Consider the following 23,699-nt stretch of genomic DNA (forward strand, 5'->3'; position numbering starts at 1 on the left):
CCTGCATGGCAACCCACATACGCACAGCGTCACTGGCCGTCACCGCAGCGTTGACGGCCGGACTCGCCACGGCCACCGCACCCGCCCACGCCGCCTCCCCGCCCGGCCGGGCGGGCCCGACCCACCTCGTCTTCGAGAAGAACCAGCGCGACCCGGCCGCGTCCCGGGTGCGCCTGGTGCGGTCCGGCACCGGCAAGACGCTGGCCGAGTACCGTGCCGGGTCCGGCCAGGGCGGCACGGCGGGCCGCGACGAGTGCGTACGGAACAAGGGCTGGCTGCCGGACGGCACGTACCGGGTGCTCTCGCACACCACCCGCAAGAAGGGCGGGCGGGACGGCATCAACGGCTACGCGATCCACGTCGGCGACAAGGTGTGCCGGGACGGCAGCACCCGGCGCACCGCCCTGTTCGTGCACAGCGAGATGCGGTCGGACGGCGCCCAGGGCATCGCGGTGCCGGGCCGCGACAGCCCGTACCGCTGGGACGGCGACGTGGACTACCGCTCGCTGGGCTGTGTGAAGCTGGCTCCGGCGGACATCAAGAACCTCTTCGCGGCGGCGGAGCGGTACGGGTGGCCGACGTCGCTGAAGGTCGTCAAGTAGGGCGTTTCGCCATCCGGTCGAGGGGTGCACCCGCCGGAACGGGTGCACCCCCGCACCAGAAGCCCCCTCAGTGGTTCGCGCGCACCTTCTCGTCCGCCTCCCCGCCCGCGCCGACCAGCCCCACGCGCATCCCCTCCAGCCGGTCGCCGAAGCGCCGCATCTCGCGCTGCCCCACCGTCCCGATGACGGACGGCAGGTAGCCGCGGACCGACTGCATGCCGCGCAGCCACCACTGCCCGTACACGTGCGACGAGCGGCGCTCGACGCCCGCCACGATCCGGTCCACGGCCGGGCTCAGCGGGTACGTCTTGTTCGTCGGCCAGGGCAGCCGCTGCCGCAGCTCGCGCATGATGTCGTCCTGGTCGGCGCCGCGCACCATGTCCGTGTCGGTCCAGCTCAGGTAGCCGACGCCGACCCGTACGCCCTTGTGGCCGACCTCGGCGCGCAGGCTGTGCGCGAACGCCTCGACGCCGGACTTGGAGGCGCAGTACGCGGTCATCATGGGTGCCGGGGTGAGTGCGGCGAGCGAGGCGATCTGGAGGAAGTAGCCGCGCGACTCCGTCAGGACCGGCAGGAACGCGCGCCCCGTGACCGCGCCGCCGATGAGGTTGACCTCGATGACCCGCCGCCAGGACACCGGGTCGGAGTCCACGAACGGACCGCCGGTGGCCACCCCGGCGTTGGCGACCACGATGTCCACCTTGCCGAAGCGCGCCTTGACCTCGCGCGCCACCTGGGCCATCGCCTCGTGGTCGGTCACGTCGGCATGCCAGTGCGCCGCCTCGCCGTGCATCGAGGCGGCGACCCGCGCCAGTTCCTCCGGCTCCAGGCCGACCAGGGCGAGCGTGGCGCCGCGTGCGGACAGTTTGCGGGCGAGGAGTTCGCCGACCCCGCGGGCCGCGCCGGTGACGACGGCGACCTGTCCCTCCAGGCTCCTGCGTGCGCTCATACGGTCTTCTCCTTCGCGTCGGTGGCCGCCTCGGCACGGTCGTCACGGGCCGGCAGGTGGTCCCGTACCAGCTCCCGGATGCGGGCGATGACCGCGTCCGGCTCCTCGATGGGCGTCATGTGCCCGGCTCCGGGCAGCTCGGTCATGCCCAGGAACTGGGGCAGTACGGAGGCCAGCCGCCGGGAGAGGACGATCGGGGTGAGCCGGTCGGCGGTGCCCGCGACGACGGCGGTCGGCACCTCCAGCCGGGCGGCGCCGCCGGTCAGGTCCAGCCCGGCGAGGACCTTGCCCCACTTCGCCCGGGGGCGCACCTGGCAGGCGTGCACGATGCGTGCGCACGCCTCGACCTGCTCGGGCGTGGCGGCGGGCCCCATCGTGGCGTACTTCAGGATCCGCTTGGCGACCGCGCTGACGGGCCCGAGCGGCGCCCGCGATCCGAGGACGACCTGGTGCGCGACGCGCCGGCCGCCCGGCGAGCGCAGCGGGATCACCAGGGCCTCCGCCGTCAGGTTCGCGCTGCCGGTGCTGCACAGCAGGACGGCGGCGGCCCGCTCCCGGAACTCCGGGCGTTCGGCGGAGGCCATCATCGTCATGCCGCCCATGGAGTGCCCGGCCAGCACGGCCCGCTCCCCCGGTTCCAGCGCGGCGCCGAGGACGGCGGTCAGGTCGTCGGCGAGCGCGGTGGTGCTGTAGCCGCGCGGGCCGGCCGAGGGGGTGCGGCCGTGCCCCCGCTGGTCGTAGAGCACCACCTTGTGATCGGCGGCGAGGTCCCTGACGACCGGGGCCCAGAAGGCGGTCGAGCAGGTCCAGCCGTGCGACAGGACGACGGCGGGGGTGCCGGGGGCCTCCGGCCCGTGGATCTCCACGTGCAGCCGGGAGCCGTCGGCGGAGGTGGCGGTCAGTTCACGGCGCGGTACGGGCGGCGCGTACCGCCCGTGGGTCATGGGGGCCGGTGCCATCACGCCACCGCCTTCGCGGCCTGCCCGGCCCGTGCGCCCGTACGGGACGCCGGTACGCGCAGCACTTCGTACTCCGCGAGGTCCACCTCCCGGGTCAGCTTGCGGAACTCGGCGGTCGTACCGGGCCAGGCCGTCGTGTTGCGCCCGTTGGCGTCCAGGTACCAGCTGTCGCAACCGCCGGTGGTCCACACCGTGCGCTCCATCCGCCGCTGGATGCCGCGGGTCCAGGCGTGCACCGCGGAGGGCCGCGCGTTCAGCGCGATCTTGCCGCCCAGTACGTCCAGCTGCCGCATGTAGTCGACCAGGTAGTTCAGCTGGGACTCGATCATCAGGATCATCGAGCTGTTCCCGAGGCCCGTGTTGGGCCCGATGATGGTGAGGAAGTTGGGGAAGCCGGCGGCGCTGGCGCCGCGCAGCGACTCCATGCCGTCCTTCCACTCCTCGGCGAGGGTGGTGCCGTTGGCGCCGGTGACGCGGTGGGCGATCGGCATGTCCGTGACGTGGAAGCCCGTACCGAAGACGATCGCGTCCGCCTCGGTCTCCGTACCGTCCGCGGCGACCAGCACATTGCCCCGGACCTCCTTCAGTCCGCTCGCCACCACGTCCACATTCGGCTGCGTCAGCGCCGGGTAGTACGAGTTCGACAGCAGGATGCGCTTGCAGCCGATGCGGTAGTCCGGCGTGAGCTTGGCCCGCAGCGCCGGGTCCTTCACGGCCCGCTTCATGTGGCCCTTGGCCAGGCCCTCGATCAGCCCCAGCTCGTTCGGGCGCTTGGTGAAGGCGCTGACCTGCATCTCGCGGATGCCCCACAGCAGTCCGCGGCGCGCCACCCGGGTCGCCGGGACCCTGGTGTGCAGCCAGCGTTCCAGGCCGCTGATCCGCCGGTCGGCGCGCGGCAGCACCCAGGCCGGGGTGCGCTGGAAGAGGGTGAGGCGGTCGACCGTCGGCTGGACGGCCGGCACGATCTGGATCGCCGAGGCCCCCGTACCGATCATCGCGATCCGCTTGCCGCGCAGGTCGTAGTCGTGGTCCCAGCGCGCCGAGTGGAACACCTTCCCCGGGAAGGAGTCCAGCCCGGGAACGTCCGGCACCTTCGGGTCCGACAGCGGCCCGGTCGCGGACACGACCACGTCCGCCGTCAGGGCGCCCCGCGCCGTCTCCACCTCCCAGTGCAGTTCCTCCCCGTTCCACCGCAGGCTGCGCACCTCGGAGTCGAACCGGATGTGCGGCCGCAGCCCGAAGGTGTCGGTGACCCGCTCCAGGTACGCGCGGATGTGCGGCTGTCCGGAGAAGTTGCGCGGCCACTCGGGGTTGGGCGCGAAGGAGAACGAGTACAGGTGCGAGGGCACGTCGCACGCGCATCCCGGGTAGCTGTTGTCACGCCAGGTGCCGCCCACCGAGCCGGCCCGCTCCAGGACCACGAAGTCCGTGATGCCCTGGCGCCGCAGCCGTACGGCCGCCCCCAGACCACCGAACCCCGATCCGATCACCGCCACCCGTACGTGCTCGTGTTCGCGCTCGGCCATGCCGCCGCCTCCCGAGTTCGACCGTCAGAACGTCTAGCCTTCGGATTAACCGCGCCAGCAATCACTGGCACGATTGGAGGGTAGGACACGGACGTACCGAGCGGTAGGGGGTCTGCGGCGGTTAGTTACCGCTGGTTGCACCTCGGCGGGGGCCTGGTGGGGCGACATAGGGTGAAGCCGTGGATGAGAAGACGCACGGCGATCCCGGACCTCCCGCCGACCCCGGCACCCCCGCTTCCGGCCCCGGCCCCCGCGAATACCGCATGGCCGACCTCGCCGAAGCGGCCGGCATCACCGTCCGCACCCTCCGCTTCTACCGCGAGCGCAAACTCATCCCGCCGCCGCGCCGCGAAGGCCGCATCGCCTGGTACAACGAGCACCACCTCGCCCGCCTCCACACCATCGCCGGCCTGCTCGAACGCGGCCACACCCTGGGCGGTATCGCCGAACTCCTCGCCGCCTTCGACACCGGCCGCGACGTCGGCGAACTCCTCGGCCTGGAGGACACCCTCGTGGCCCCCTGGTCCGAGGAGACCCCCGTACGCCTGACTCCCGGGGAACTCGCCGACCACTTCAAGGACGACGTCACCCCGGAGAACCTCTCCGCCTCCCTCGACATCGGCTACCTGGCCGTCGACGGCGACGAGTTCGTGCACATCAGCCGCCGGCTGCTCGACGCCTCCACCGAACTCGTCGCCAACGGCGTGCCGCTGGCCGCCGTCCTCGAAGCGGGCCGCGCGGTCCGCACCCACGCCGACGCCCTCGCCGACCTGTTCATCTCGGTCGTCCGCACCCACGTCCTGGCCGACGTCCTCGACCGCGCCGCGGCCGGCGAGCCGCTCGACCCCACCGAGGCCGCCCGCATCACCCAGACCATCGAAAAGCTCCGCCCCATCTCCAAGGGCATCGTCGACGCGGAACTGTCGATGGCGATGGACCGGAGGGTGCGGGCGGAGCTGGACTCGTGGCGGCGGGAGACGGATGGAGGGGGCGGGAGCGGGGACTGACCGGTCCCCGCTCCCGCGCCCGGCCCGCCTACTTCGGGCAGGTGTCCTGGGTCACCTTGCCGCCGTTGGCGGAGGCGGTGGCCGGGTCCATCGACAGGCACAGGTTCGTCCAGTTGTTGATGAACCGGTAGCTCTTCTTGGAGTCGTTCGCGGACCCGATCTTGGTCGGGACGACGTTCCACATCTGGCTGCCCGAGAACCAGCGGGTCTCGCAGTCCCACCAGAACAGCTGGGTGCCGGCCGACGGCGGCGTGCCGTTGTTGTAGGGGATGGTCAGGCACTTGCCGTTGCTCGTCTTGATCTGGAAGTAGCCCTTGTGGTCGAACGACTTGGGCTGCTCGGCCTGCCACTGGTGGCTGCTGGGCGCCTTCGACTGGCACTCGCGCTGGGTGACCAGGCCGCCGGACTTGGAGCTGTCGAACTCGGGACCCCGCACCATGCACCGCTTGTACTGGCTGTTGACGTAGGTCTTGTCGGAGTTGACCAGCCAGATCGCCCGGTTGCCGTTGCCCTTGGGGATGTGGCTGTTGTTGCGGGAGATGATGTTGTCCACCAGGGCCCAGCCGGGGAAGTCCATCATGACCGTGCCGACGCGGCCACTGTCACCGGCGTTGAGGTACTTCATCAACCGGTAGTTGACGCCCTGGACTTCGGTACGGACACCGCCCTGCTCCTGCACGTATCCGCCGGCGTACTCGAACGGGAGCCGCAGAATGGTCTTGGACGCCGAGGTGTACGTCACGTACATCTCGTCCTTGTCGTCGCGGGCGGCCCGGTCGACGTTCTCCTTGACGTAGTCCCACTTCTGCTGGACGGGGTACGCCGTCCAGTGGTCTTCCTGATTCTTGTTGAAGGTCTCGATCCCGTATTCGTCGTTGCCGACGCTGTCGAAGCTGCCCAGGACCAGCTTGCCGCGGGCTTCCTTGAGGCTGGGAACCGGCGCTCGCTTGTCGCCCTTCACCGAAGGGGAGTAGAACAGGTTGCTGAACCTGCTCACGTAGTGGCCGAAGATGCTCTGGGCGTCTTTCTCCCTCATCGTCTTCGGATCGTTCGCACACTCGGTGGCGCCGACGGTGTCCTTGAAGGGGCACTCGGCCTTCAGGCGCATCACCACCGTCTCGCTCGGGTGCTTCTCCAGGAATTCCTGCGTCACGTCCAGAACGTCACGGAAATTGGCCTTCTGGTAGACCACTCCGTGGTGGATCGTGAAATCCATGGCTCCGCTGATGCGGACCCGGATGTCGATGGCGCGGATGCCGTGCTCCAGCTGCGCCTTCAGGGTCTTCCCGCTGTCGCCGAAGTCCTCCTGCGTCTGCGTGATGGGGCCACCGTGAATGGAGAGCGTGTCGTGGGTGCCGGGCAGGGACATCGCCGCCAGCGAGGTGTCGTCCGCGATGTTCGCCATCCAGTCCAGCCGGGTCGTCGCCCCGAGATCCCGGTAGGCGTCCTGGTTCCGCGATCCGGCCGCCCCGGCGGCACCGGGCGCGAGCAGCCCCGCGCCCAGGGCGGCACAGACCGTGAGCAGACGCACCAGGGGGCGGGATCGCCGACGCGATCCGGCGCCGGTGTCGGGGGAGATGGGGCGGGACATGGGACTCCTGTCGGAATTCACTGGAGACGACCGAAGACGGTCACGGGACGTCGCGTGGACGTCCCTCACTCTGTCCCGCTGACCTAACGTTTTTCTAATGGCCCGGCCGCCGCCGGTATCCGGCGGGCGGCGGCCCGCCGATTACCGCTTACTGCTGTACGGACTTCTCGGCCGGGACAATGCTGAAGCGCGCCCGGTTGGGGAACCAGGTCGTCGACAGTTCGCCGCTCGGGTGACTGACGTGATCGTTCGCGACCGCCACGATCCGGGTCGCGGGCGCGCTCGCGGCGAAACGCATCCGGAGCTTCAGGGTGTGGGTGCCGCCCGGCTGCACCGCGTCGATCGGTGCGGGACAGTTCTGCCATTGCGTGTAGTGCGGGTTGTCGGCGGGAATCGGATTTTCCCGCGGGCAGATGTGCGTGGTGAAACGGTGGTCGCCGTACTCGGCCACCAAGGGGTGCCATTCCCCGCCCGCGAAGTACTGGAGTTCGGCGTCGCCGAAACGGAGCTGGTCCGCCGACCGGCTCGTGTGGAACACGATGTGGGACCAGTACATGGTGATGGGGAAGGGGAAGTCGTACCGGTTCTCCATCGAAAGCGAGAACTCCGACCAGTCGCCGCCCGCCGTGAAGGTGCTCGGCATGTCGTGGAACTGCATCACCACGGGCATCTGCTCGGCCTCGGCGGCCGGCGCGGACGCGCTCGTCCGCTGAGCGCTGTCGGCGAGCGCGGGGGTGGCGAGGACGAGGGAAGGGGCGAGCGCCGCGGCGGCCACGGCGGCCGCGATTCGGATGATCTTCATGCGGTCATGTTAAGCGCAGGATAAAGACGGACCTCAACCCATTTTTCCGACGCTTTCGACCAGTCGACAGCCCGACAACCACTGGAGCCATGGCCCCGGAGGGGGCGGGGAACGACCGGACCTGGCGCGTTGACCAGCCCACCGGTCATCGGGTATACGGGCGTCGCCAACATCCGTACGACATTGCCAACTTCCGGCAACGACATCCGGGCGAATTGCCGCGATGATCTCTTCATCGACAGTCCGAACCCGGAGGCACCCCACCCATGAGACCGACCCGCGCCACCCTGATCGTCGCCGCCACCGCCCTGACCCCGGCCCTGCTCCTGGCCACCCCGGCGTTCGCCGCCCCGGCGTCCGCCACCGCCCGTACGGTCGCGACGGCCCCCGTGGCAGCCACACCCGGGACGCCGGTCGGCGAGGTGTCGACGGACGACCTCCGCGTAGCGGTCTCGCGCATTCTGGCGGACAAGAACATCGGCAAGGGCGTGCAGCGCGAGGCCGCCAGAGCCCTTGCCGACGGCAGCCCCGAAGCCCTCCGCGCCTTCCTCGGAACCGGTCACCGCCTCGCCCAGGCCGAGGACGACCGCGTCGCCATCTCCACCATCCTCGCCCGCAAGGACACCGGCCGCGCGGTCAAGGAAGCCATTTACCAGCTCCTCGACAACGGCACGCCGGAAGAATTGCGCGCCTTCCTCGAAACGGGTTACCGCCTCGCCCGTTTCGAGGACGACCGCGTAGCCGTCTCCAGCATCCTGGCGCGCAAGGAAATCGGTCCCGGGGTCAAGAAGGAGATCTACCAGCTCCTCGACAACAACGGCACGCCCGAAGAGTTCCGCGCCTTCCTCGAAACCGGCTACCGCCTCGCCCAGGCCGATGACGACCGCGTGGCCGTCGCCAGAATCCTCACCAGGCCGAACATCAGCAAGGCTCTCCGTAAGGCGGTCAACGAGGTCCTCGACGACGGATCGCCGGAGGCGCTGCGGTACTTCCTGGAGGTCGGCCAGTACAAGGTGGACGGCAAGTGACCTGAGCCCTCCAGCGTGCGGCCGGCGCCCGGCACCGGCCGCACGCTGGAGGGCGATCACTCGCGAAGCCGGGAACGGTACTCGCCCGGCGGCATGCCCCGGGCACGTCGGAAGGCGCGGCTGAAAGCGTGCGGCGAGGCGTAGCCGACCGCGCCGGAGATCGACTCGACCGGCTCGTCGGTGTCGCGGAGCCGGACGGACGCCAGGTCCATGCGCCACTGCGTCACGTAGGCGCCCGGCGTCTGTCCGAGCGCGGACCGGAAGTGCCGGGACAGCGTCGTCCGGGAGACCGCCGTCGCGGCCGCCAGGGACTCGGTCGTCCAGGGGTGTTCCGGTCGGGCGTGGACCCGTGCCAGGGCGTCGCGCACGACCGGATCACGCATCGCGCCCAGCCATGAGCCGGACTGCTCCTCCGGGTGGCGGGCCAGCCAGACGCGGACGAACTGGACGAGCAGAAGGTCCACGATGCTGTTGACGGCGGCGGTGCTGCCGATCTGGGGCTGTGCGAGCTCCGCCGTCAGAAGCTCGACGGTCCTTGTGAGCTGTGTGTTCTCCCGGCTCGTGACGTGCATCGGCCGGCCGAGGGAGGTGAGCACCGGCGTGCTCACCTCCGGGTCCTGCTCATAGCGCAGGACGATCACTTCCGTCCGCGCCGGCGCCGAGCCCAGGTGCAGGGCGCCGCCGTCGGTGAGGGCCTGGTCCGTCGCTTTCCGGTCACAGGGGCCCATCGCCGTACCGGGCCCGCCGGCCAACCCGTGGGCGGTGTCCGGCGCCAACAGGACGGCGTCTCCCGCCCGCACCTCCAGAGGCTTCCCGCCCGGGACGTGGAGCCACATCGAGCCACGAGACACCACATGCAGTGCCGCTGCCGGACCGGCGTCCAGCCACAGCCCCCAGCTCCCTCCGGCCTTCAGTACGACCCCGAGCGCCCCCCGCGCACCCGATACACGCAAGGCCTCCGCGAGTACGTCCATCGTCACCGTCCTCCTCGACGGGCGTCAGACCACGTCAAGAACGATCTTCCCGTGCACCTTCCGCGCGAACAGTGCCCGGACGGCGTCGCCCACGTCCTGCCAGTCGCCGCGCAGTCCGACCGGCGCCGAGAGCTTTCCGGCTGCCATGAGGCCCAGCAGGTCCGTCAGCTCCCCGCTGGTCGGCGTCATGTCGCCGTAGGTGGCGATGCTACGGGGCTCGCCGAAACCGAACAGGACCCCTGACGGGAACGTGGTGTCCTGCCCCGAGGAGTAACCGACCACGTGGAGGGTGCCGCCCTCGGCGAGGAGACTCCACGCCTCGGCCACCAGCGGCCCGCCGACCGTGTCCAGGACGAGGTCGAACCGGCACTCGGTCGCGGCCAGGTCGGTCACCACCTTGTCGGCGCCGAGTTCGCGGAGCCCGGCGGCCCGGTCCGGTGACCCCACGAGTGCCGTCACCCGGGCGCCCGCCAGCGCCGCCAACTGCACGGCGAAGTGCCCCACGCCCCCGCTGGCGCCGGTGATCAGCACGTCGCGCGCCAGCAGGGAACGCTTGCGCAGCACCCGCAGCGCGGTGACTCCCGCGATGCCCAGCGCGGCGGCGTCGGCCAGATCCACGCCCTGGGGCACGGTACCGAGCGAAGCGGGCCTGACCGCCACCCGCTCCGCCCACGCGTGCGCGGACATCCCCAGCGCGACACGTGTCCCTTCGGGCGGCCCCGAGCCATCGGCTGCGGCGCGCACCACGACGCCGGCCGCGTCGTGACCGTGCACAGCGCCGGCCGGCCACTGGTCCACGTAATTCAGCTCTCCGAAGTTGAGACCGATGTGCCGTATCCCGACCAATGCCTCGTCGTCGGCCGGAACGGGCTCGTCAACGTCGGCGAACCGGACGGGCCCGGCCTCGCCGTGCTCGACCACAAGGGCGCGCATAGGGGTGTTTCCTTCTCTCGCGGAATGCGCCCGGAACTCGGCGCGGCAGTGGACGGAGTGGGCGCGAAAGCCGCACTGTCGCCTCCTGAAACCCTGTCGCAGGACCAGCACGGCGACCAGCCCCGTCAGAACCGATCAGTTGACGATCTGTATCAGTGCGACTCGTGGTCCGCACGACACCGCAGAACACGAATGAGCCGCTGCCCGGTGAAGAAATCACCGGGCAGCGGCTCGCTCAATCTCCGGGGCCTGCCGCCTCAAGGGCCGTCCGCCTCCGGGACCCGCCCCGGAGCCGTCCGGCGATCGGACCTCAGCTGCCGAACGGACCGGGGTTGTTCTTGTCCGCGTCCTGGCACTGCTTGATCCGCTTCTCGATCGCCCGCGCCTTGGCGCGCTCCTTGTCGGCCGCCTTGTGCTGACCACGGGCGTCCAGCTTCGCGGCCTTGGACTTGTGCGCCTTGGCCTCCTGGCTCATCTGGCCGATGTGGCAGGTGACCTTCCCACGGGCCGACACGGCGCCCTGGGCCGCCTGCGCGGGAACGGCCGCGAACAGAACGCCGCCCGCGAGAGCGGCGGAAACGGCAAGTGTGGTGATACGTCGACGCATAAAGCTCCCCGTTCACATAACGAGTCGTACCGACCGACCCGTTGAGGTGTGGCTGATAACAGTCGATCACTGTAGCCGAAGGGATCAGCATTCCCAGCCGTCACCCAATTCACCGCTTATCCCGCGAAAGCCTGTACTTTTCCTCGGATCGTCCAGCCACACCTCCTCGCCTTCCGCGGTGACGGTCAGGCCGAACCGTTCATGTCCGGGCCGGCCATTCCCTTCCCACCACCGGTGTGCGGCCTCCGCCTCGTCCCAGAGCCGACGGGGGCCGCCCTGCCAGACGCGGGCTCCCCCGCCGTCCCGGAAGTACGCACACGCCCAGGACCGGTCCCGCAGCCCGTAGAGCCACACCGGGCGCGCACCGTCCCGTTTCTCCGCCTCGACCTGCACGCAGTCGGGCACCCTCAGCCCGATCACGAACCGTTGCGGCCCGAACGCCCCGCCCGTGAATTCCTCCTCCGTGAGTTCCGTGGACGTCTCCTCCCCGCCTCTCACATTCCCCGGAACGTACTCCGCGTGCTCAACCGGCCGCAGCCGATGCGCCCGCAGCTTCATGAATTCCACCGGCCCGGTGAATTTCCCCGAAGCGCTGCGACCGTCCTCTGCCACCACCAGACGCGCCACGCCATCGGCGTGACTGTAATGCGTCCCCCAGGGCGCGACGAGAATTCCCCCGGGGCGGCACTGCTCGACCCAGGCCCAGGGAAAGCGACGGAGCCCGCACGTCGCGATGATCCGGTCGTACGGCGCCCCCTCCGGATGCCCCCGTGTGCCGTCCCCGTGCACAACCCGCACGAAGCTGCCGAACGCGTCCAGCGCCGTACGGGCCCGCTCCGCGGCCTCCCCGTCCACCTCCACGCTGACCACCCGCCCCGGCCCGGCCCGGTGCGCCAGCAGCGCCGCGTTCCACCCTGTCCCCGTCCCGATCTCCAGCACCTTGTCCCCCGGCCGCAGGTCCACGTCCCGCAGCATCCGGAACACCACCGACGGCATGGACGCGGAACTGGTGGCCACGGCCCCCGGCTCCGTACCGGTGTGCTTACCGTCGTCCCACTGTGTGACCACCGGACAGTCCGCGTCGGCGTAGGCCCGCCACCGCTCCGGCTCGTCGGCCCGGGAGACGAATACGCTGTGCCCGGCCGCCATGTCCCAAGGCCACATGAGCGCCGGCAGAAAGGCCGACCGGGGCACTTCCGCGAACGACGGCGCCCACTCGGCGGACAACACGCCGGTGCGGACGAGGGCGAGGCCCAACTCGGTACTCACGGGCAGCCGCTGACGTTCGTACGCCATGCCTACACAACCTTCGGCGGATTGGGAACACCGGGACCGCCGTCCGGTGTCGGCGGCTGGTGCGGGCCCGGGTAGGGCTCGCCGGGCAGCTTGTCGCCGCCACCGTGATGGGGGTGCCGGCGGATCAGGACTTGGCAGTCGGTCGCCCTGGACCGGTCGCCGGACTTCAACGCGACGACCAGCGCACGCGCCAGCTCCACACACGCCGGGCACTCCCCGGCGCCCTTCTGAGGGTTCAGCAACACCGTCATGCCCGGCTCCCCCGCTCGTGCGGGTGCCCGGCGATGACTCCGTTGCAGCTCAGCACGGTGAGCGGCCGCCCATCGTCCCGAGCGGGCTCCCGGTCCCCGTACGCGGACGCACATACGGTGCAGCCGGGGGCGGGGACGGGTTCCAGCCCCGTTCCCATGACCGGCCCTTCGCCAACTACGCCGGCCCTTTCGCCGATACCCATAAGAAACCCTTCACTTGTTCCCGGCTCGCACACTCACCCAGTGCAGCCACCTGGTTACAGGTTGGCGCAGATATCAGTAGCCTGGGGAGCGTTCGGGCGCCCGACCTGAGGGCTGAGCGTCATGGCATATGCGCACGTCGTTGACCAGCGAAAACAGCCTGACCGAGCACCATGCCCAGGCGCCAAGTCGGGGGAATCGTGGACATCGTGGACGAAGAAACTGACAGCCCGGAGGACCCACGCCGGGAATTTGCCGAAGAATGCCGCAGTGCGAGGGAGTTGCACGATCCGAAAGCGTTGACGCAACAGGACCTGGCGAGGCTCATTCGTACCTCCAGGAGCACCATCTCGCGCGTGGAGACGTGCGAGGGGGCGATTCCACCGGACCTTCCTCCGCTGCTGGACGAGGTCTTCGGGACGGATGGGAAGTTCAGGAGACTTCACGAGGCGGCAATTGCGGCATCGTTCCGCTCGGTCTACCGGCGGCGCATGGCCATGGAACGCACAGCCGTGACCATTCGGGAGTGGTCGCCAACGCTCGTACCAGGGTTGTTCCAGACGGCCGACTACGCACGCCATGTGTTCCAGGGTGGCTACCCGCGAGCCAATGCGAGGGAGATCTCAACGTCCGTAAACGATCGGATGGCGAGGAGGGCTTTGCTCGACGCAGACACGCCACCTGACGTTCGCGTAGTGCTGTGCGAGTCAGTACTGCGTCGACACTTCTGCCCTCCCGAGGTCATGCGTCGGCAGCTGAAAGCCTTGCTTGTTGCCGGATCGCGCCCCACGGTTCGTGTGCAGGTCCTCCCCTTGGACGCACCCGCCCATCTGTTCATCGACGGACCGGTGTCGCTCATCACCTCTCCTCAACACAACGTAGTCGTTTGCGTGGAGAACTACCGGACGGGCGGCATCCTGGAGGATCGGGAACTCGTCCAAGCAGCACTGCGGGCCTACGATGAACTCACCGGCGATGCGCTGCCCCCACGGGTAAGTGCACGTCTGATCGCCGAGCAGATGGAGAAACTGACGTGAAGATCAGTTCGACTCGGTGGGTCAAGTCGAGCCACAGCAGCCCCGATGGCGGCAACTGCCTGGAGTGGTCCCCCTCGTCCGCCGAGGCGACCGGCACCGTCCCGGTCCGCGACAGCAAGTCCCCGCACGGACCCGTTCTCGCCTTCCCCACCGACGCCTTCGCGATATTCATCGCAGGTGTAAAGACCAGCACCTTCTCCGCCTGAGTGACTCGCCCGGGTGTCCCCTCACCCATCCAAGAACCCACGCAGCGACGCCGCCAGGCTGGTCGCGAACGCCTCCCGGGTCGGCTCGGGGAGCAGCCCCAGGGAAAGGTACGGGTTGAGGTCCTCCAGCTCGACCAGGAGGAGGTCGCCCTCGGGGGTGCGGCAGGCGTCCACGCGCTGGATGCCGTGGGCGAGGGTGTTCCAGCCGATGAACTTCCGCGCGAAGGCGAGGTCCGCCTCGGTGGGCTCGTACGGTTCGAGTTCCCAGCGGCGGGCGGGGTCGGGGGCGTGGAGGGCGTACTGGAAGGTGTCGTCCACGTAGTAGAAGGACACCTCGTAGCGGAAGTCGATACGCGGCTGGACGAGGATGGCGCCGTAGTCCAGACCGGCGAGCTGGTCCGCGGGGGCGAAGGTCAGGCCTATGGAGTCCGCGCCCGCCTTCGGCTTGACCGCGTACTGCGGGGCCTGGGGCAGCAGGTGGAGGTCCTGGGGACGGTCGACGGTGGGGATGACCGGGTACCCGGCGGCGGTCAGGTCCAGCAGGTACTGCTTGCCGGCCATGTCACCGCGCCCGGTCAGCGGGTTGTACACCCGCGTGCCGCGCGCCAGAGCCTGCTCGCGGAACGCGTCGTACTCCTCCTGGTAATGCAGCACGGGGCCGCTGTTACGGACGATGACCGCGTCGAACGCGTCCATCAGCCCGGCGGCGTCCAGGGGATGGCACAGGGCGATGGTGAAGGCGTCGCGCAGGCGGGAGGACAGGAAAATGTCCTCGTCGCAGTACCGCCGCCCCTTGGCCTGGTAGGCGAGGTCGGTCACGAACAGAACGCGGGGGCGGGCAGGCACGGCGCATCTCCTTGAACGGTGATCATCAGCCTAACCGTGCAGGTGAGGGCGTCTTGAGCGGGCCGTGCTGCTCACCGTCCCGGGCCCGGGACGGCTCTCAGCCCTTCACCAGCGCGCCCACCAGCCGTGTCACCGAAAGGCGCGGGTCGGGTGCGCCCGGCCAGCCGGTCATCAGCAGGTGATGGGTGGCGCCGACGACGGCGAGTGCCACGGTGGGCGGGTCGACGGCCGCCGGCACCCGGCCCAGGCCCTGTTCCGCCACCAGATAATCGACTATCGCATCCTGAATCGATTCGAAGCCGGGAGCCCCGGCCGCGAGCGCTTCGCGGATGCGCGCCGTGGCGGCGGGGCGGGTCATGGCGAGGCCCGAGATGGCCGGGCCGCCGGAGTCGAGCAGTGCGAGGGCGACGGCTTCGAGGTTCGCCGCCACCGTGTCCTGGCCTACGCGTTCCGACAGCGCCCGCGCCTTCGTGGCCGTGCGCGCGAACCGGTCGAGGCAGAGTTCGGCCACGAACGCGTCCAGCCCCGCGAAGTGCGCGTGCAGCAGACCCTTGGCACAGCCCGCCTCGGTGGTGACGGCACGGCTGGTGAGCGCACCCGGGCCGTCCCTGACGATGACGCGTTCGGCGGCCGCGAACAGCCGCTCGCCGACGTCCGGGGTCGCCACTCCGCGCGGTGACATGGGCCGCCTTCCGTCTCGCCTCCGTCGCCCGTCCTCGGGGCGCACACCACGGGCCAGCGTAACGGGGATTGCCAGTATGGGCGCGCGCCCATACAGTCTGAGCACAGTTTGGGCGCTCGCCCATTCCCCGTCTTCCTCCCAGGAGGCTCACGTGCCGGACATCGTCAACTCCGAACAGGCGCAGGCATGGAACGGCCCCGAAGGCGCCCACTGGGCCCGTAACCAGGACCGCTGGAACGCCGTGAACGGAGGCTTCGACGCCGCCCTGCTCGACGCCGCCGACATCGCGCAGGACACCCGCACCCTCGACCTCGGCTGCGGCTCCGGCCAGACCACCCGCCTCGCCGCGCTCCGGGCGCCCCGGGGGCACGCGCTGGGCCTCGATCTGTCCGGCCCGATGCTCACCGAGGCGCGGGCCCGCGCGGAGCGGGAGGGCGTCGTCAATGCGGCGTTCGTCCAAGGGGATGCGCAGACGCACCCCTTCGAGGCAGGTCAGTTCGGTGCGGCGATCAGCCGGTTCGGGGTGATGTTCTACGCCGATCCCGTGGCGGCCTTCGGGAACATCGGCCGCGCGCTGTGGCCCGGCGGCCGCCTGGCCTTCGTCTGCCCGGCCGACGCCGCGCTCAACGACTGGGTGACGGCGGTCGCGTCGCTGCGCGACATCGTGCCGGTCGGCGACTTCGGGCAGCCGGGCCTCCCCGGCATGTTCTCCCTGGCCGAGCCGGACCGTATACGCGACGTCCTCGCCACGGCCGGTTTCACCACTGTCTCCGTCGACCGGATCCAGGCGTACGGAACGTGGGGGCACGGGGCCGCGGACGCCGCCGACTTCCTCCTGGCCACCGGCCCGGGCCGCCACCTCACGGAACAGGCGGCCGACGCGGCCACCCGCGCCCACGCTCGCACCACCCTCACAGCCCACCTGCGCGCCTACGAGACGGCGGACGGCACGGTCCGGCTCCGCAGCACGTCGTGGCTGGTCACGGCGGCCGCGCCGGTCACCTGAGCACGACCTCCACCTGCCTTCCCGCCAGTACGGCCAGCACCTGGTCGAAGAAGCGGCAGGGCCTGCCGTCGGGCGTTATCCGGTGGCTCAGGTGGCGGCGGGCCACGTGGGAGTGGTGCCAGCGGAGGGTGAAGGGGGTGGTGGTGCCGAAGCGGCCGGTGAGGCAGTCGTCGAGGGCGTCGAGGTTGGCGCCGAAATAGCCGCCGGGGCCGTTGACCGCCTCGCCGAGAGCGCAGTACAGGCCGGGTACGTCGGTGATGCGGCGGCCGTCGAGGTCGTGGACGCCGCCGGGCGGGCGGTCCGGGGTGTGGCCGGCGTGGCGGCAGCCCCGTTCCCGGACGATGTCCAGCCACTGCCCGCGCTCGCGGGTGGAGTATCCGGCCCAGAGGTCGGGTTCGGCGGGTGGGCCGGTGAGCCAGCGGGTCCAGAGGGGGCGGGCCCAGGTGGGGATGCGCGGCCAGGGGCCACGGGTGAGATCGATGTCGAGCAGGCCGTCGCCGAGGGCGGACGGGCGCCAGGCGGTGATGTCGGCGGCGGACACCAGGCGGTCGGTCAGCAGTCCGCCGGTCCGGTCGAGGATGCGGAGTTCGGCCTCGTCCAGGTGCAGGGAGCGGCGGGTGCCGGTCGCCAGGGCGGCACCGAGCGCGGGGCCGGGGGCGCAGCCGAGGAGTTGGAAGGGCGGGCCTGTCGGGGCCTCGTCGGGCGGGAGGACGGTCGAGAGGTCCCGGCAGTGGCCGAGGAGGGCGCGTCCGTCGTGCAGGGTCACGCCCGCTTCGAGGTACGGGTCCGCCGGTTCCCCGTAGTCGTCCTCGACGCCGTCGATGCTGATGTCCCAGCGTGCGGCGTCGGCCGGGTGGCGGCGGACGCCGGTGACCCGTGCGTCGAGGAGGCGCCAGGCGTCCGGCCGGCCGGAGTCCGCGGGACAGCGGGTGTCGGCCTCGGGGCGCTCGGGGTTCTGGGGGCGCTCGGGGTTTTCGGGGTCCTCGGGGCGCTCGGGGTCCTGAGGACGTGCGAGCTCTTGGGGGCGCTCGGGGCGCTCGGGGCGCAGCCAGATGTCGCCCAGCTGTCCCGTACCGGCCCGGACCGCCGCGCGCAGGGGGCCGGCCGGGACACAGCCGAGGAGTTCGTACGGCTTGCGGGGCGGGTCGGCGTACAGGCCGGTGACGTCGGCGCAGACGCCCCACGTGCTGTCGTCGGCGGTGCCGGCCAGCGCGTACGCCGGCGTGTCGGCACGGTGCACGCCGGGCGGCCAGGCGTGGGCCGGCTGATGCTCGGGCTGGTGGTTCAGCGGTGCCGCTCCCGTGGTCACGGTCGCGCCCGGCCCGTACGGCTCAGGCGTCAGCCGTGATCGTAGACAACCGTGCCCGCCGCGCGCCCGCGCGGTGTCACCACAGGACCGGCAGCCGCTCCGGGGTGCGCTTGATCCAGCCCGTACGCCAGTTGATCTCTTCCGGGGGGATCGCCAGGCGCAGGTCGGGCATGCGGTCCAGGACGGCGGACAGCGCGACGGATGCGTGGGTGCGCGCGAGATACGTGGCCGAGCAGTAGTGGCGGCCGGCGCCGAAGGTCAGGTGTTCCTTCGCGTTGCGGGTCAGGTCGAGTTCCTGCGGGTCCTGGAACACGGCGGGGTCGTAGTTGGCGCCTTCCACGAGGACGAGGACGAGGTCGCCCTTGGAGACGGCCTGGCCGCCGAGTTCGGTGTCCCTGACGGCGATGCGCGGGAGTCCGTCGCCGATGGCGAGGCTGTAACGGAGGAGTTCCTCCACCGCCGGTTCCATGGCTTCCGGGTGGGCGCGCAGCCATCGCGCCTGGTCCCGGTGGGTGGCGAGTTGCAGCAGGGACAGCAGCAGGAAGGCCGCGGTGCTCAGCCCGCCCGCGACGAAGAGGTTGTTGATCATGAGGGTGATCTCTTCGTCGAGCTCGGGCGTCGTCCCGTTCTCGGCACGGGAGCGGGCCAGCGCGCCCAGCAGGCCCGGCGCGTCGACGGCGTCGGGCGCGATCAGGCGGGCGCGCGTGCGGGCCAGGCACTTCGCCAGGTTGGCCTCCGCGCCCTCGAAGGAGCGCGGCACGGTCATGATGCTGATGTCGAACCCGTCCATCAGCAGGCGGCCGTGGTCTTCGGTGAGCCCCAGGACGGTGGACATCACGGAGGCGGTGTAGGGCTGGGTGAAGCGCGCCCGGACGTCCACCGGCGGCCCCTCGGCCGTCAGCTCGTCGAGCAGTTCCTCGGCCTTGCGGCGGAAAGCGCCGGTCGCTTCCTTGACCGCGTGCGGGGAGAGGGCCTGCATGACCGTCTCGCGCAGCCCCGCGCCGACCATGTCCTTGACGCTGCTGCGGTTCGACGCCGGGAAGAGCGGCGCGTATTGCAGGCGCCCGCCCGGTTCGGCCAGGGCCGACATGCTGAAGGCGTCGTCCTGGAGCACCCGCGTGGCCAGTTCGTGCGTACAGACCAGCCAGGCCGGGTCGCCGGTGAACGTACGGATGCGGGCGACGGGCTTGTGCTCGCGGAGCCACGTACACACGTCGGGAACCACATCACCTCGCCGGGCGAGAGGCCATTCCACATCGACACCGCCACCGCCACCGCCACCGACGCCGCCACCGACGCCGCCACCGGCTTCTGACCGCGAATGCCCCTGCGGACAGGCCGCCTCTCGCGTGCCGCCGCTGAACTCTTCTTGTGCCGTCATGACGCCGGAGTCCTCGCCCACAGGTACAGGCTTCTCTCTGGTTCGGCCGGCGCCTGGTCGCGCGCCGGGGCTTCGGTGCGGACCTCCACGCGCTCGACCTCCAGACCGGCCAGCTCGGCGTAATGGCACACGTCCTCGCGCAGACACCGCGCGGCACGGTAGGTCCGGCCGAGGAACCGCACGACCTGCGTGTCCCGGCGCTCCAGAACCGCCAGCAGGACGGTGCCGCCCGGCACGGTGAGGGCCGCCAGCCGCCGTACTCCCTCCACGAAGGAGTGCTCGGGCAGGTCGACGAAGCAGAACAGGCACACCACGGCGTCGTACGCGCCCAGCTCGGCGGGAACCTCGCCGAAGAGGTCGGCCAGCACGAAGCGCGCCCGGGGCACCTGGCGCCGCGCGTGGGCCAGCATCACCTCGGAGACGTCGATGCCCGTGACGTCCAGACCCTTCGCGCACAGCTGCTCCGTGGTGGGACGGCCCGTCGCGCATCCCACGTCCAGGACACGGGAGCCGGGAGCGAGGCGGCGCGCCAGGCCGTCGACAGCGTCGGTCTGGGCCTGCTTCCGGCCGGCGAAGGCCCGCTCGAAATCCATACCGAGGCTGTCGAAGACGCGCGCCGCCCGGGCGCCTTCCGGAGAGATCACCGCAGCATCAAGGCCGCCATTGCCACTCCTTGCGCGGCTTACGGACATGTGTCGTTCATGCCCGTAATGAGCGGTTTCGATGCCGTCGATACCTCGAAAGCGTGACACCGAGCCGCCAGCGGTCGCGCGCTCCGCGCACCGCCCGCCCCGGGTCCGCCCTGCCGTCGCCCGGCCACCGCTCCGGCGCCGCCCGGTCCCGTGCGGCTCCGACGTCAGCCGTGATCGCAGGCAACTGTCACCGGCGCGTGGTCCGACCAGTGGGCACTCACCGGCCCGAATGCGGACCGGTCACTGCCAGAAGACCTGTTCCACAACAATCTGCGGGTCCTCGGCTAGCCGCACGAACGTGCAGGTCAACCAGCCATGCCCGTTGTCGAAGTACAGCACGCGAGAGCCCTTCGGATTACTGGACCTGGCGGGTTCGACAAGCATGTCTTCGGGCAGGTCGGCATCCGCGTCGATCCCGCGGAAGTACGGGTCGTCCGCCGTGACCAGCTCTGCACGGGCTGCGTCGATCATCTGCCGCACGTACTCAGGCAGCGCGTCGCGTGCAGCCTGGGCCTTGAGGGTCCGGTCCATGCTTCCAGGGCGGACCCATGAAGCCACTGGTCACCGGCCGGGCTCCGTGCGGGCTGCCATGTGGCGGATGCTGGATGCTTCTTCCAGGAGCGCTTTGGCTTCGGCCGGGTCGGTGCACTCATAGGCGGCACGGTGTTCGAGGCCGGTGACGTGGGCATCGCGCTGCGGGTCGCGGGCGATCGCATACTCGCCCCACCACCGGGCCATGAAGGCGGGCACCGTACTGGTGTCGTATGCGTCGGCGACGTACCGCTTCCAGTGCGCGTCGAAATCGGGCAGGAGCTGGGGAGCATGCCGAGCGATGGCTTCACGGAGAGCCTTCGGGTTTCTCTCCGGCATAGGGGGAATGCCCGGCTCACCCATGGCAGCTGTGGTCATCGTTCCCTTCTCCCGTTTGGCCTGTGCTTCCTGATGCGGAGTACCGCCTGTGCAGCCTGTCGCCGCACAGACAGTGGGCGAGGGCATACGCGGAATGAATCCGAGCCGAGCCCCATCCGTACGCCGCTCCACGAGACGCACGGGCGAGGCTCCCGCCGGACCACCCCTAAAGCTCGTAGACCACCGTCACCGGCGCATGGTCCGACCACCGGGCGTCATGGGTCGCGGCGCGCTCCACGAAGCCCTTGACCGCGCGGGCGGCGAGGCCCGGCGTCGACACCTGGTAATCAATGCGCCACCCTGCGTCATTGTCGAACGCGCGGCCCCGGTAGGACCACCACGAGTACGGGCCCTCGGTGTCCGGGTGCAGGGCGCGGACGACGTCCACGTAGCCGCCGTCGTGCGCGTCGAGAACGCGGCTGAGCCAGGCGCGCTCCTCGGGGAGGAAGCCGGCCTTCTTCCGGTTGGCCTTCCAGTTCTTCAGGTCGGCCTCCTGGTGGGCGATGTTCCAGTCGCCGCACACCACGACCTCACGGCCGGACGCGGCCGCCCGCTCGCGCAGTCCGGCGAGGTACGGGAGGAACTCGGCCATGAACCGTTCCTTCTCGTCCTGCCGGTCGGTGCCCACCTCGCCGGAGGGGAGGTAGAGGCTGGCGACCGTCACGCCGGGCAGGTCGATCTCGACGTACCGGCCGCTGGTGTCGAACTCGTCGGACCCGAATCCGGTCTGTACGCGCTCGGGCGCGCGGCGCGAGTAGAGGGAGACGCCGGCCCGGCCCTTGGCGGCCGCGGGGGCGTGCACCGTGTGCCAGCCTTCGGGGTCACGGGCCTCGGCGGGCAGCTGGTCCGGCTCGGCGCGTACCTCCTGGAGGCAGATCACGTCGGCGTCCGTCTCCGCCAGCCAGGGAAGAAAGCCCTTCTTGGCCGCGGCGCGCAGGCCGTTGACGTTGACGGTTGTCACAGTTAGCACTACTTGCTCCCTCATCGCGCTGGCGGCAGCGCAGCCTACGCGACGCGAGGGGGCGGGAACGACTCGGCGCTATCCGCGCGCGTGCCCGGCGCGATGAGCGCCGGGCACCACGGTGAGCCGCCCCGGTCAGTGGCAGATCGAGGAGGCCGGGGTCGCGTACAGGTCGCGGTAGCAGGTCGGCAGCCGGTCGGTGTCGGTCTTGTTCACCGCCGTGATGACGTACTTGCCGTCGCGGTCGCCGAGCAGCTGGTACGGCTTGTGCCCCCACCCGATGGTGCCGGGGTAATCGCGCTCGCCGCGGCTGTCGCCGTTGGCGCTGTCGTCGTTCGACTGGCCGCCGAAGCTGACCGGCGGTGCGGGGTCCGCAGGGGCCGCCGCCACGGCAGCCCCGGTCAGACCGGTTGCGGACAGGGAGAGTACGGCGGCGGCGGTGGCCAGCACGGGACGCAGACGCATAAGTTTCTCCTTCGGTTCAGCGTCAGTGGCGCAGCAGCCGTTCCCCGTCGGCGGCCGGTGTTGTCCGTTCCCGTACCGACACACCCCCATCGGGTGCTTTGGCTCCGCCGAACCGCCGTATGCGACGGGAGGGCGCGGGCGGGGTCCGGTAGAGGGGATGCGGGGTGCGGAGGAGGGATGCGGCGGGTGTGCGCCGGTATCCCGTCCGGCACTCTCGCCCCAACGGCCGGACATCCGTACGATTCATCGGATGGAGATCCGTCCCGTCCCCTACGACCACCCCGACGCCGTCGACCTCGACCGGCTGGTGCAGCGCGAGTACGCCGAGCGGTACGACGACGAGGGCGACATCACGCCCCTCGACCCGGGGATGTTCCGCCCGCCGAACGGTCTGTACCTGCTCGCCTACGAGGACGGGCGTCCGCTGGCCACCGGCGGCTGGCGGGCCCAGGACGCCAACCCCGAGGGGTACGCGGACGGGGACGCCGAGATAAAGCGCATGTTCGTGGTGGCGGAGGCCCGCGGGCGCGGGCTGGCCCGGCGCATCCTCGCGGCCCTGGAGGCGGACGCGCGGGCCGCGGGCCGCACCCGGATGGTGCTGGAGACGGGCATCAAGCAGCCCGAGGCGCTGGCGCTGTACGCGTCGTGCGGCTACCGGCCGGTGACGAAGTTCGGGCTGTACCGGATGTATGAGGACAGCCGCTGCATGGGGAAGTCGCTGGTGTCGTCACCGGAGGACGAGGCCGGAGCGCCGACCGGAAAGCCGACCGGCGCGGGCAGCCGGGTGCACAGCTCGTAGGGGCGGACGGCGTACGGCTGCTGTACGGGGCCGACGGGCGTACGGCCGCTGTACGACGAGCTGACGGCCGTACAGCCCCTGTACGGGGCGTACGGGGCGTACGGGCCGCCGCCCCACCTCGGGCGTACGCCCCTCAGCGGCTCTCCGCGATCAGCTCTTCCACGCGCTCGCGCACCTCGGCCGCCGGGTAGCGGACGACGCCCTCGCCGATGCCCGCCAGTGCCGCGTCGACCGGGCCCCTGGCCGGTTCCGAGACCTCGGCGACCAGGACGGTGCTGCCCGGCGGCACCTCCGCCGCCAGCATGTCCACGGCCGCGTTGTCCGCGCTGGCCCGCCGCGCGTCGCGCGCGCCGCCCAGGAGGCCGCCGGCGCCGAAGCCGACCACGGCGCCCAGCGGCCCGCCCAGCAGCCCGACGAGCCCGCCGAGCAGCCCGCCGACGGCGAAGCCGCGCACGGTGCCGGTGCGGTCCTCGTTCTCGGGGAAGGTGACGTTGCCGTCGGCGTCCCGGGCGATCACGGTGGCCTCGCGCAGCGTGATCCGGTGTTCGGCGTCCTCGTGGCGCAGCGCGTCCAGGGCACGCCGCGCCGCGCCCTCACCGGCGTGGGTGAGGTCCATGAAGAGCACGTTCTCGTCCATCGCGGTGGCTCCAGTGGTCTGCGGTCGACGGTGGGGTACCGGT

At 70.9% G+C, this 23,699-nt stretch carries 27 protein-coding genes; 7 read left to right on the forward strand and 20 right to left on the reverse strand.

Going from position 1 to position 23,699, the window contains the following annotated elements; all coding sequences use genetic code 11:
* The first annotated feature begins 5 nt into the window (after positions 1-5).
* Positions 6-602, forward strand: coding sequence for a hypothetical protein (locus JXZ78_RS14790; RefSeq protein WP_030017148.1), 597 nt, complete (start codon positions 6-8; stop codon positions 600-602).
* Positions 603-669: 67 nt separating this feature from the next.
* Here the strand turns inward: JXZ78_RS14790 and JXZ78_RS14795 are convergent, their stop codons facing one another.
* The 3 genes from JXZ78_RS14795 to JXZ78_RS14805 are packed head-to-tail and all read right to left on the reverse strand — an operon-like array spanning position 670 to position 4,036.
* Positions 670-1,551: an SDR family oxidoreductase gene (locus JXZ78_RS14795; RefSeq protein WP_030017147.1), complete on the reverse strand. Its 882-nt coding sequence runs from the start codon at positions 1,549-1,551 to the stop codon at positions 670-672.
* Complete coding sequence (locus JXZ78_RS14800; RefSeq protein WP_030017146.1) at positions 1,548-2,510, reverse strand: alpha/beta fold hydrolase; 963 nt, start codon at positions 2,508-2,510, stop codon at positions 1,548-1,550. Before JXZ78_RS14800 ends, JXZ78_RS14795 begins: the two co-directional genes overlap by 4 nt.
* Complete coding sequence (locus tag JXZ78_RS14805) at positions 2,510-4,036, reverse strand: flavin-containing monooxygenase (protein WP_030017145.1); 1,527 nt, start codon at positions 4,034-4,036, stop codon at positions 2,510-2,512. Before JXZ78_RS14805 ends, JXZ78_RS14800 begins: the two co-directional genes overlap by 1 nt.
* Before the next feature lie 263 nt (positions 4,037-4,299).
* Here JXZ78_RS14805 and JXZ78_RS14810 point away from each other — a divergent pair, with 263 nt between their 5' ends.
* Positions 4,300-5,043, forward strand: a complete 744-nt coding sequence (locus tag JXZ78_RS14810; RefSeq protein WP_030017144.1) for a MerR family transcriptional regulator — start codon at positions 4,300-4,302, stop codon at positions 5,041-5,043.
* Between the two features lie 28 nt (positions 5,044-5,071).
* On the opposite strand, the gene JXZ78_RS14815 is transcribed toward JXZ78_RS14810, so the two are convergent.
* Both JXZ78_RS14815 and JXZ78_RS14820 read right to left on the reverse strand, forming a co-directional pair.
* Positions 5,072-6,634, reverse strand: coding sequence for a phosphatidylinositol-specific phospholipase C domain-containing protein (locus tag JXZ78_RS14815; protein ID WP_050501962.1), 1,563 nt, complete (start codon positions 6,632-6,634; stop codon positions 5,072-5,074).
* Between the two features lie 148 nt (positions 6,635-6,782).
* Complete coding sequence (locus JXZ78_RS14820) at positions 6,783-7,436, reverse strand: hypothetical protein (RefSeq protein WP_030017142.1); 654 nt, start codon at positions 7,434-7,436, stop codon at positions 6,783-6,785.
* 266 nt (positions 7,437-7,702) lie between these two features.
* Between JXZ78_RS14820 and JXZ78_RS14825 the strand changes: the two genes are divergently transcribed.
* A complete protein-coding gene (locus JXZ78_RS14825; protein WP_030017141.1) occupies positions 7,703-8,464 on the forward strand; it encodes an ALF repeat-containing protein in 762 nt (253 codons plus the stop codon).
* 56 nt (positions 8,465-8,520) lie between these two features.
* Here the strand turns inward: JXZ78_RS14825 and JXZ78_RS14835 are convergent, their stop codons facing one another.
* The 5 genes from JXZ78_RS14835 to JXZ78_RS14855 all read right to left on the reverse strand — a co-directional run bounded on the left by JXZ78_RS14835 (position 8,521) and on the right by JXZ78_RS14855 (position 12,525).
* Complete coding sequence (locus JXZ78_RS14835; RefSeq protein WP_030017140.1) at positions 8,521-9,438, reverse strand: AraC family transcriptional regulator; 918 nt, start codon at positions 9,436-9,438, stop codon at positions 8,521-8,523.
* A 24-nt stretch (positions 9,439-9,462) separates the two neighbouring features.
* The gene (locus JXZ78_RS14840; RefSeq protein ID WP_030017139.1) at positions 9,463-10,371 is read right to left on the reverse strand and encodes a zinc-binding dehydrogenase; all 909 of its coding nucleotides are present in this window, start codon (positions 10,369-10,371) and stop codon (positions 9,463-9,465) included.
* Between the two features lie 310 nt (positions 10,372-10,681).
* The gene (locus JXZ78_RS14845) at positions 10,682-10,978 is read right to left on the reverse strand and encodes a hypothetical protein (protein ID WP_030017138.1); all 297 of its coding nucleotides are present in this window, start codon (positions 10,976-10,978) and stop codon (positions 10,682-10,684) included.
* An 84-nt stretch (positions 10,979-11,062) separates the two neighbouring features.
* A complete protein-coding gene (locus tag JXZ78_RS14850; RefSeq protein ID WP_050501961.1) occupies positions 11,063-12,274 on the reverse strand; it encodes a methyltransferase domain-containing protein in 1,212 nt (403 codons plus the stop codon).
* 2 nt (positions 12,275-12,276) lie between these two features.
* Positions 12,277-12,525, reverse strand: coding sequence for a hypothetical protein (locus tag JXZ78_RS14855; protein WP_033036953.1), 249 nt, complete (start codon positions 12,523-12,525; stop codon positions 12,277-12,279).
* A 401-nt stretch (positions 12,526-12,926) separates the two neighbouring features.
* On the opposite strand from JXZ78_RS14855, the gene JXZ78_RS14860 reads away from it, so the two are divergent.
* Together JXZ78_RS14860 and JXZ78_RS14865 are read left to right on the forward strand one after the other, a co-directional pair.
* A complete protein-coding gene (locus JXZ78_RS14860; RefSeq protein WP_308281028.1) occupies positions 12,927-13,763 on the forward strand; it encodes a helix-turn-helix domain-containing protein in 837 nt (278 codons plus the stop codon).
* A complete protein-coding gene (locus tag JXZ78_RS14865) occupies positions 13,760-13,969 on the forward strand; it encodes a DUF397 domain-containing protein (protein WP_030017135.1) in 210 nt (69 codons plus the stop codon). Before JXZ78_RS14860 ends, JXZ78_RS14865 begins: the two co-directional genes overlap by 4 nt.
* A gap of 21 nt (positions 13,970-13,990) precedes the next feature.
* Here JXZ78_RS14865 and JXZ78_RS14870 read toward each other — a convergent pair whose 3' ends face one another.
* Positions 13,991-14,815, reverse strand: a complete 825-nt coding sequence (locus tag JXZ78_RS14870; RefSeq protein WP_030017134.1) for an ATP-grasp domain-containing protein — start codon at positions 14,813-14,815, stop codon at positions 13,991-13,993.
* A gap of 97 nt (positions 14,816-14,912) precedes the next feature.
* Positions 14,913-15,497: a TetR/AcrR family transcriptional regulator gene (locus JXZ78_RS14875; RefSeq protein WP_030017133.1), complete on the reverse strand. Its 585-nt coding sequence runs from the start codon at positions 15,495-15,497 to the stop codon at positions 14,913-14,915.
* A 151-nt stretch (positions 15,498-15,648) separates the two neighbouring features.
* On the opposite strand from JXZ78_RS14875, the gene JXZ78_RS14880 reads away from it, so the two are divergent.
* On the forward strand, positions 15,649-16,503 hold the full coding sequence (locus JXZ78_RS14880; protein WP_030017132.1) for a class I SAM-dependent methyltransferase: 855 nt from the start codon (positions 15,649-15,651) through the stop codon (positions 16,501-16,503).
* Here the strand turns inward: JXZ78_RS14880 and JXZ78_RS40750 are convergent.
* The 7 genes from JXZ78_RS40750 to JXZ78_RS14915 form a co-directional block, all read right to left on the reverse strand.
* The gene (locus JXZ78_RS40750) at positions 16,496-17,812 is read right to left on the reverse strand and encodes a barstar family protein (RefSeq protein WP_050501960.1); all 1,317 of its coding nucleotides are present in this window, start codon (positions 17,810-17,812) and stop codon (positions 16,496-16,498) included. The two genes, JXZ78_RS14880 and JXZ78_RS40750, sit on opposite strands and share 8 nt — an antisense overlap.
* A 76-nt stretch (positions 17,813-17,888) precedes the next feature.
* Positions 17,889-19,025 carry a cytochrome P450 gene (locus JXZ78_RS40755; RefSeq protein ID WP_238783111.1) on the reverse strand — a complete coding sequence of 379 codons (1,137 nt, stop codon included), beginning with the start codon at positions 19,023-19,025 and terminating at the stop codon, positions 17,889-17,891.
* Positions 19,026-19,189: 164 nt separating this feature from the next.
* The gene (locus tag JXZ78_RS14895) at positions 19,190-19,837 is read right to left on the reverse strand and encodes a class I SAM-dependent methyltransferase (RefSeq protein WP_050501959.1); all 648 of its coding nucleotides are present in this window, start codon (positions 19,835-19,837) and stop codon (positions 19,190-19,192) included.
* Positions 19,838-20,125: 288 nt separating this feature from the next.
* The gene (locus tag JXZ78_RS14900; protein WP_050501958.1) at positions 20,126-20,416 is read right to left on the reverse strand and encodes a hypothetical protein; all 291 of its coding nucleotides are present in this window, start codon (positions 20,414-20,416) and stop codon (positions 20,126-20,128) included.
* Positions 20,417-20,446: 30 nt separating this feature from the next.
* The gene (locus JXZ78_RS14905) at positions 20,447-20,794 is read right to left on the reverse strand and encodes a hypothetical protein (RefSeq protein WP_030017128.1); all 348 of its coding nucleotides are present in this window, start codon (positions 20,792-20,794) and stop codon (positions 20,447-20,449) included.
* 166 nt (positions 20,795-20,960) lie between these two features.
* Entirely contained in the window at positions 20,961-21,779 is an 819-nt protein-coding gene (locus JXZ78_RS14910) for an exodeoxyribonuclease III (RefSeq protein WP_030017127.1), read from the reverse strand.
* Between the two features lie 111 nt (positions 21,780-21,890).
* Positions 21,891-22,220: a hypothetical protein gene (locus tag JXZ78_RS14915; protein WP_030017125.1), complete on the reverse strand. Its 330-nt coding sequence runs from the start codon at positions 22,218-22,220 to the stop codon at positions 21,891-21,893.
* A gap of 250 nt (positions 22,221-22,470) precedes the next feature.
* On the opposite strand from JXZ78_RS14915, the gene JXZ78_RS14920 reads away from it, so the two are divergent.
* Positions 22,471-23,019 carry a GNAT family N-acetyltransferase gene (locus JXZ78_RS14920; protein ID WP_063726005.1) on the forward strand — a complete coding sequence of 183 codons (549 nt, stop codon included), beginning with the start codon at positions 22,471-22,473 and terminating at the stop codon, positions 23,017-23,019.
* Between the two features lie 133 nt (positions 23,020-23,152).
* Here the strand turns inward: JXZ78_RS14920 and JXZ78_RS14925 are convergent, their stop codons facing one another.
* Positions 23,153-23,656, reverse strand: coding sequence for a DUF1269 domain-containing protein (locus JXZ78_RS14925; protein WP_030017123.1), 504 nt, complete (start codon positions 23,654-23,656; stop codon positions 23,153-23,155).
* Between the last annotated feature and the right edge of the window lie 43 nt (positions 23,657-23,699).

Origin of the sequence: Streptomyces monomycini, from assembly GCF_022271435.1 — a bacterium.
Classification (GTDB): domain Bacteria; phylum Actinomycetota; class Actinomycetes; order Streptomycetales; family Streptomycetaceae; genus Streptomyces; species Streptomyces monomycini.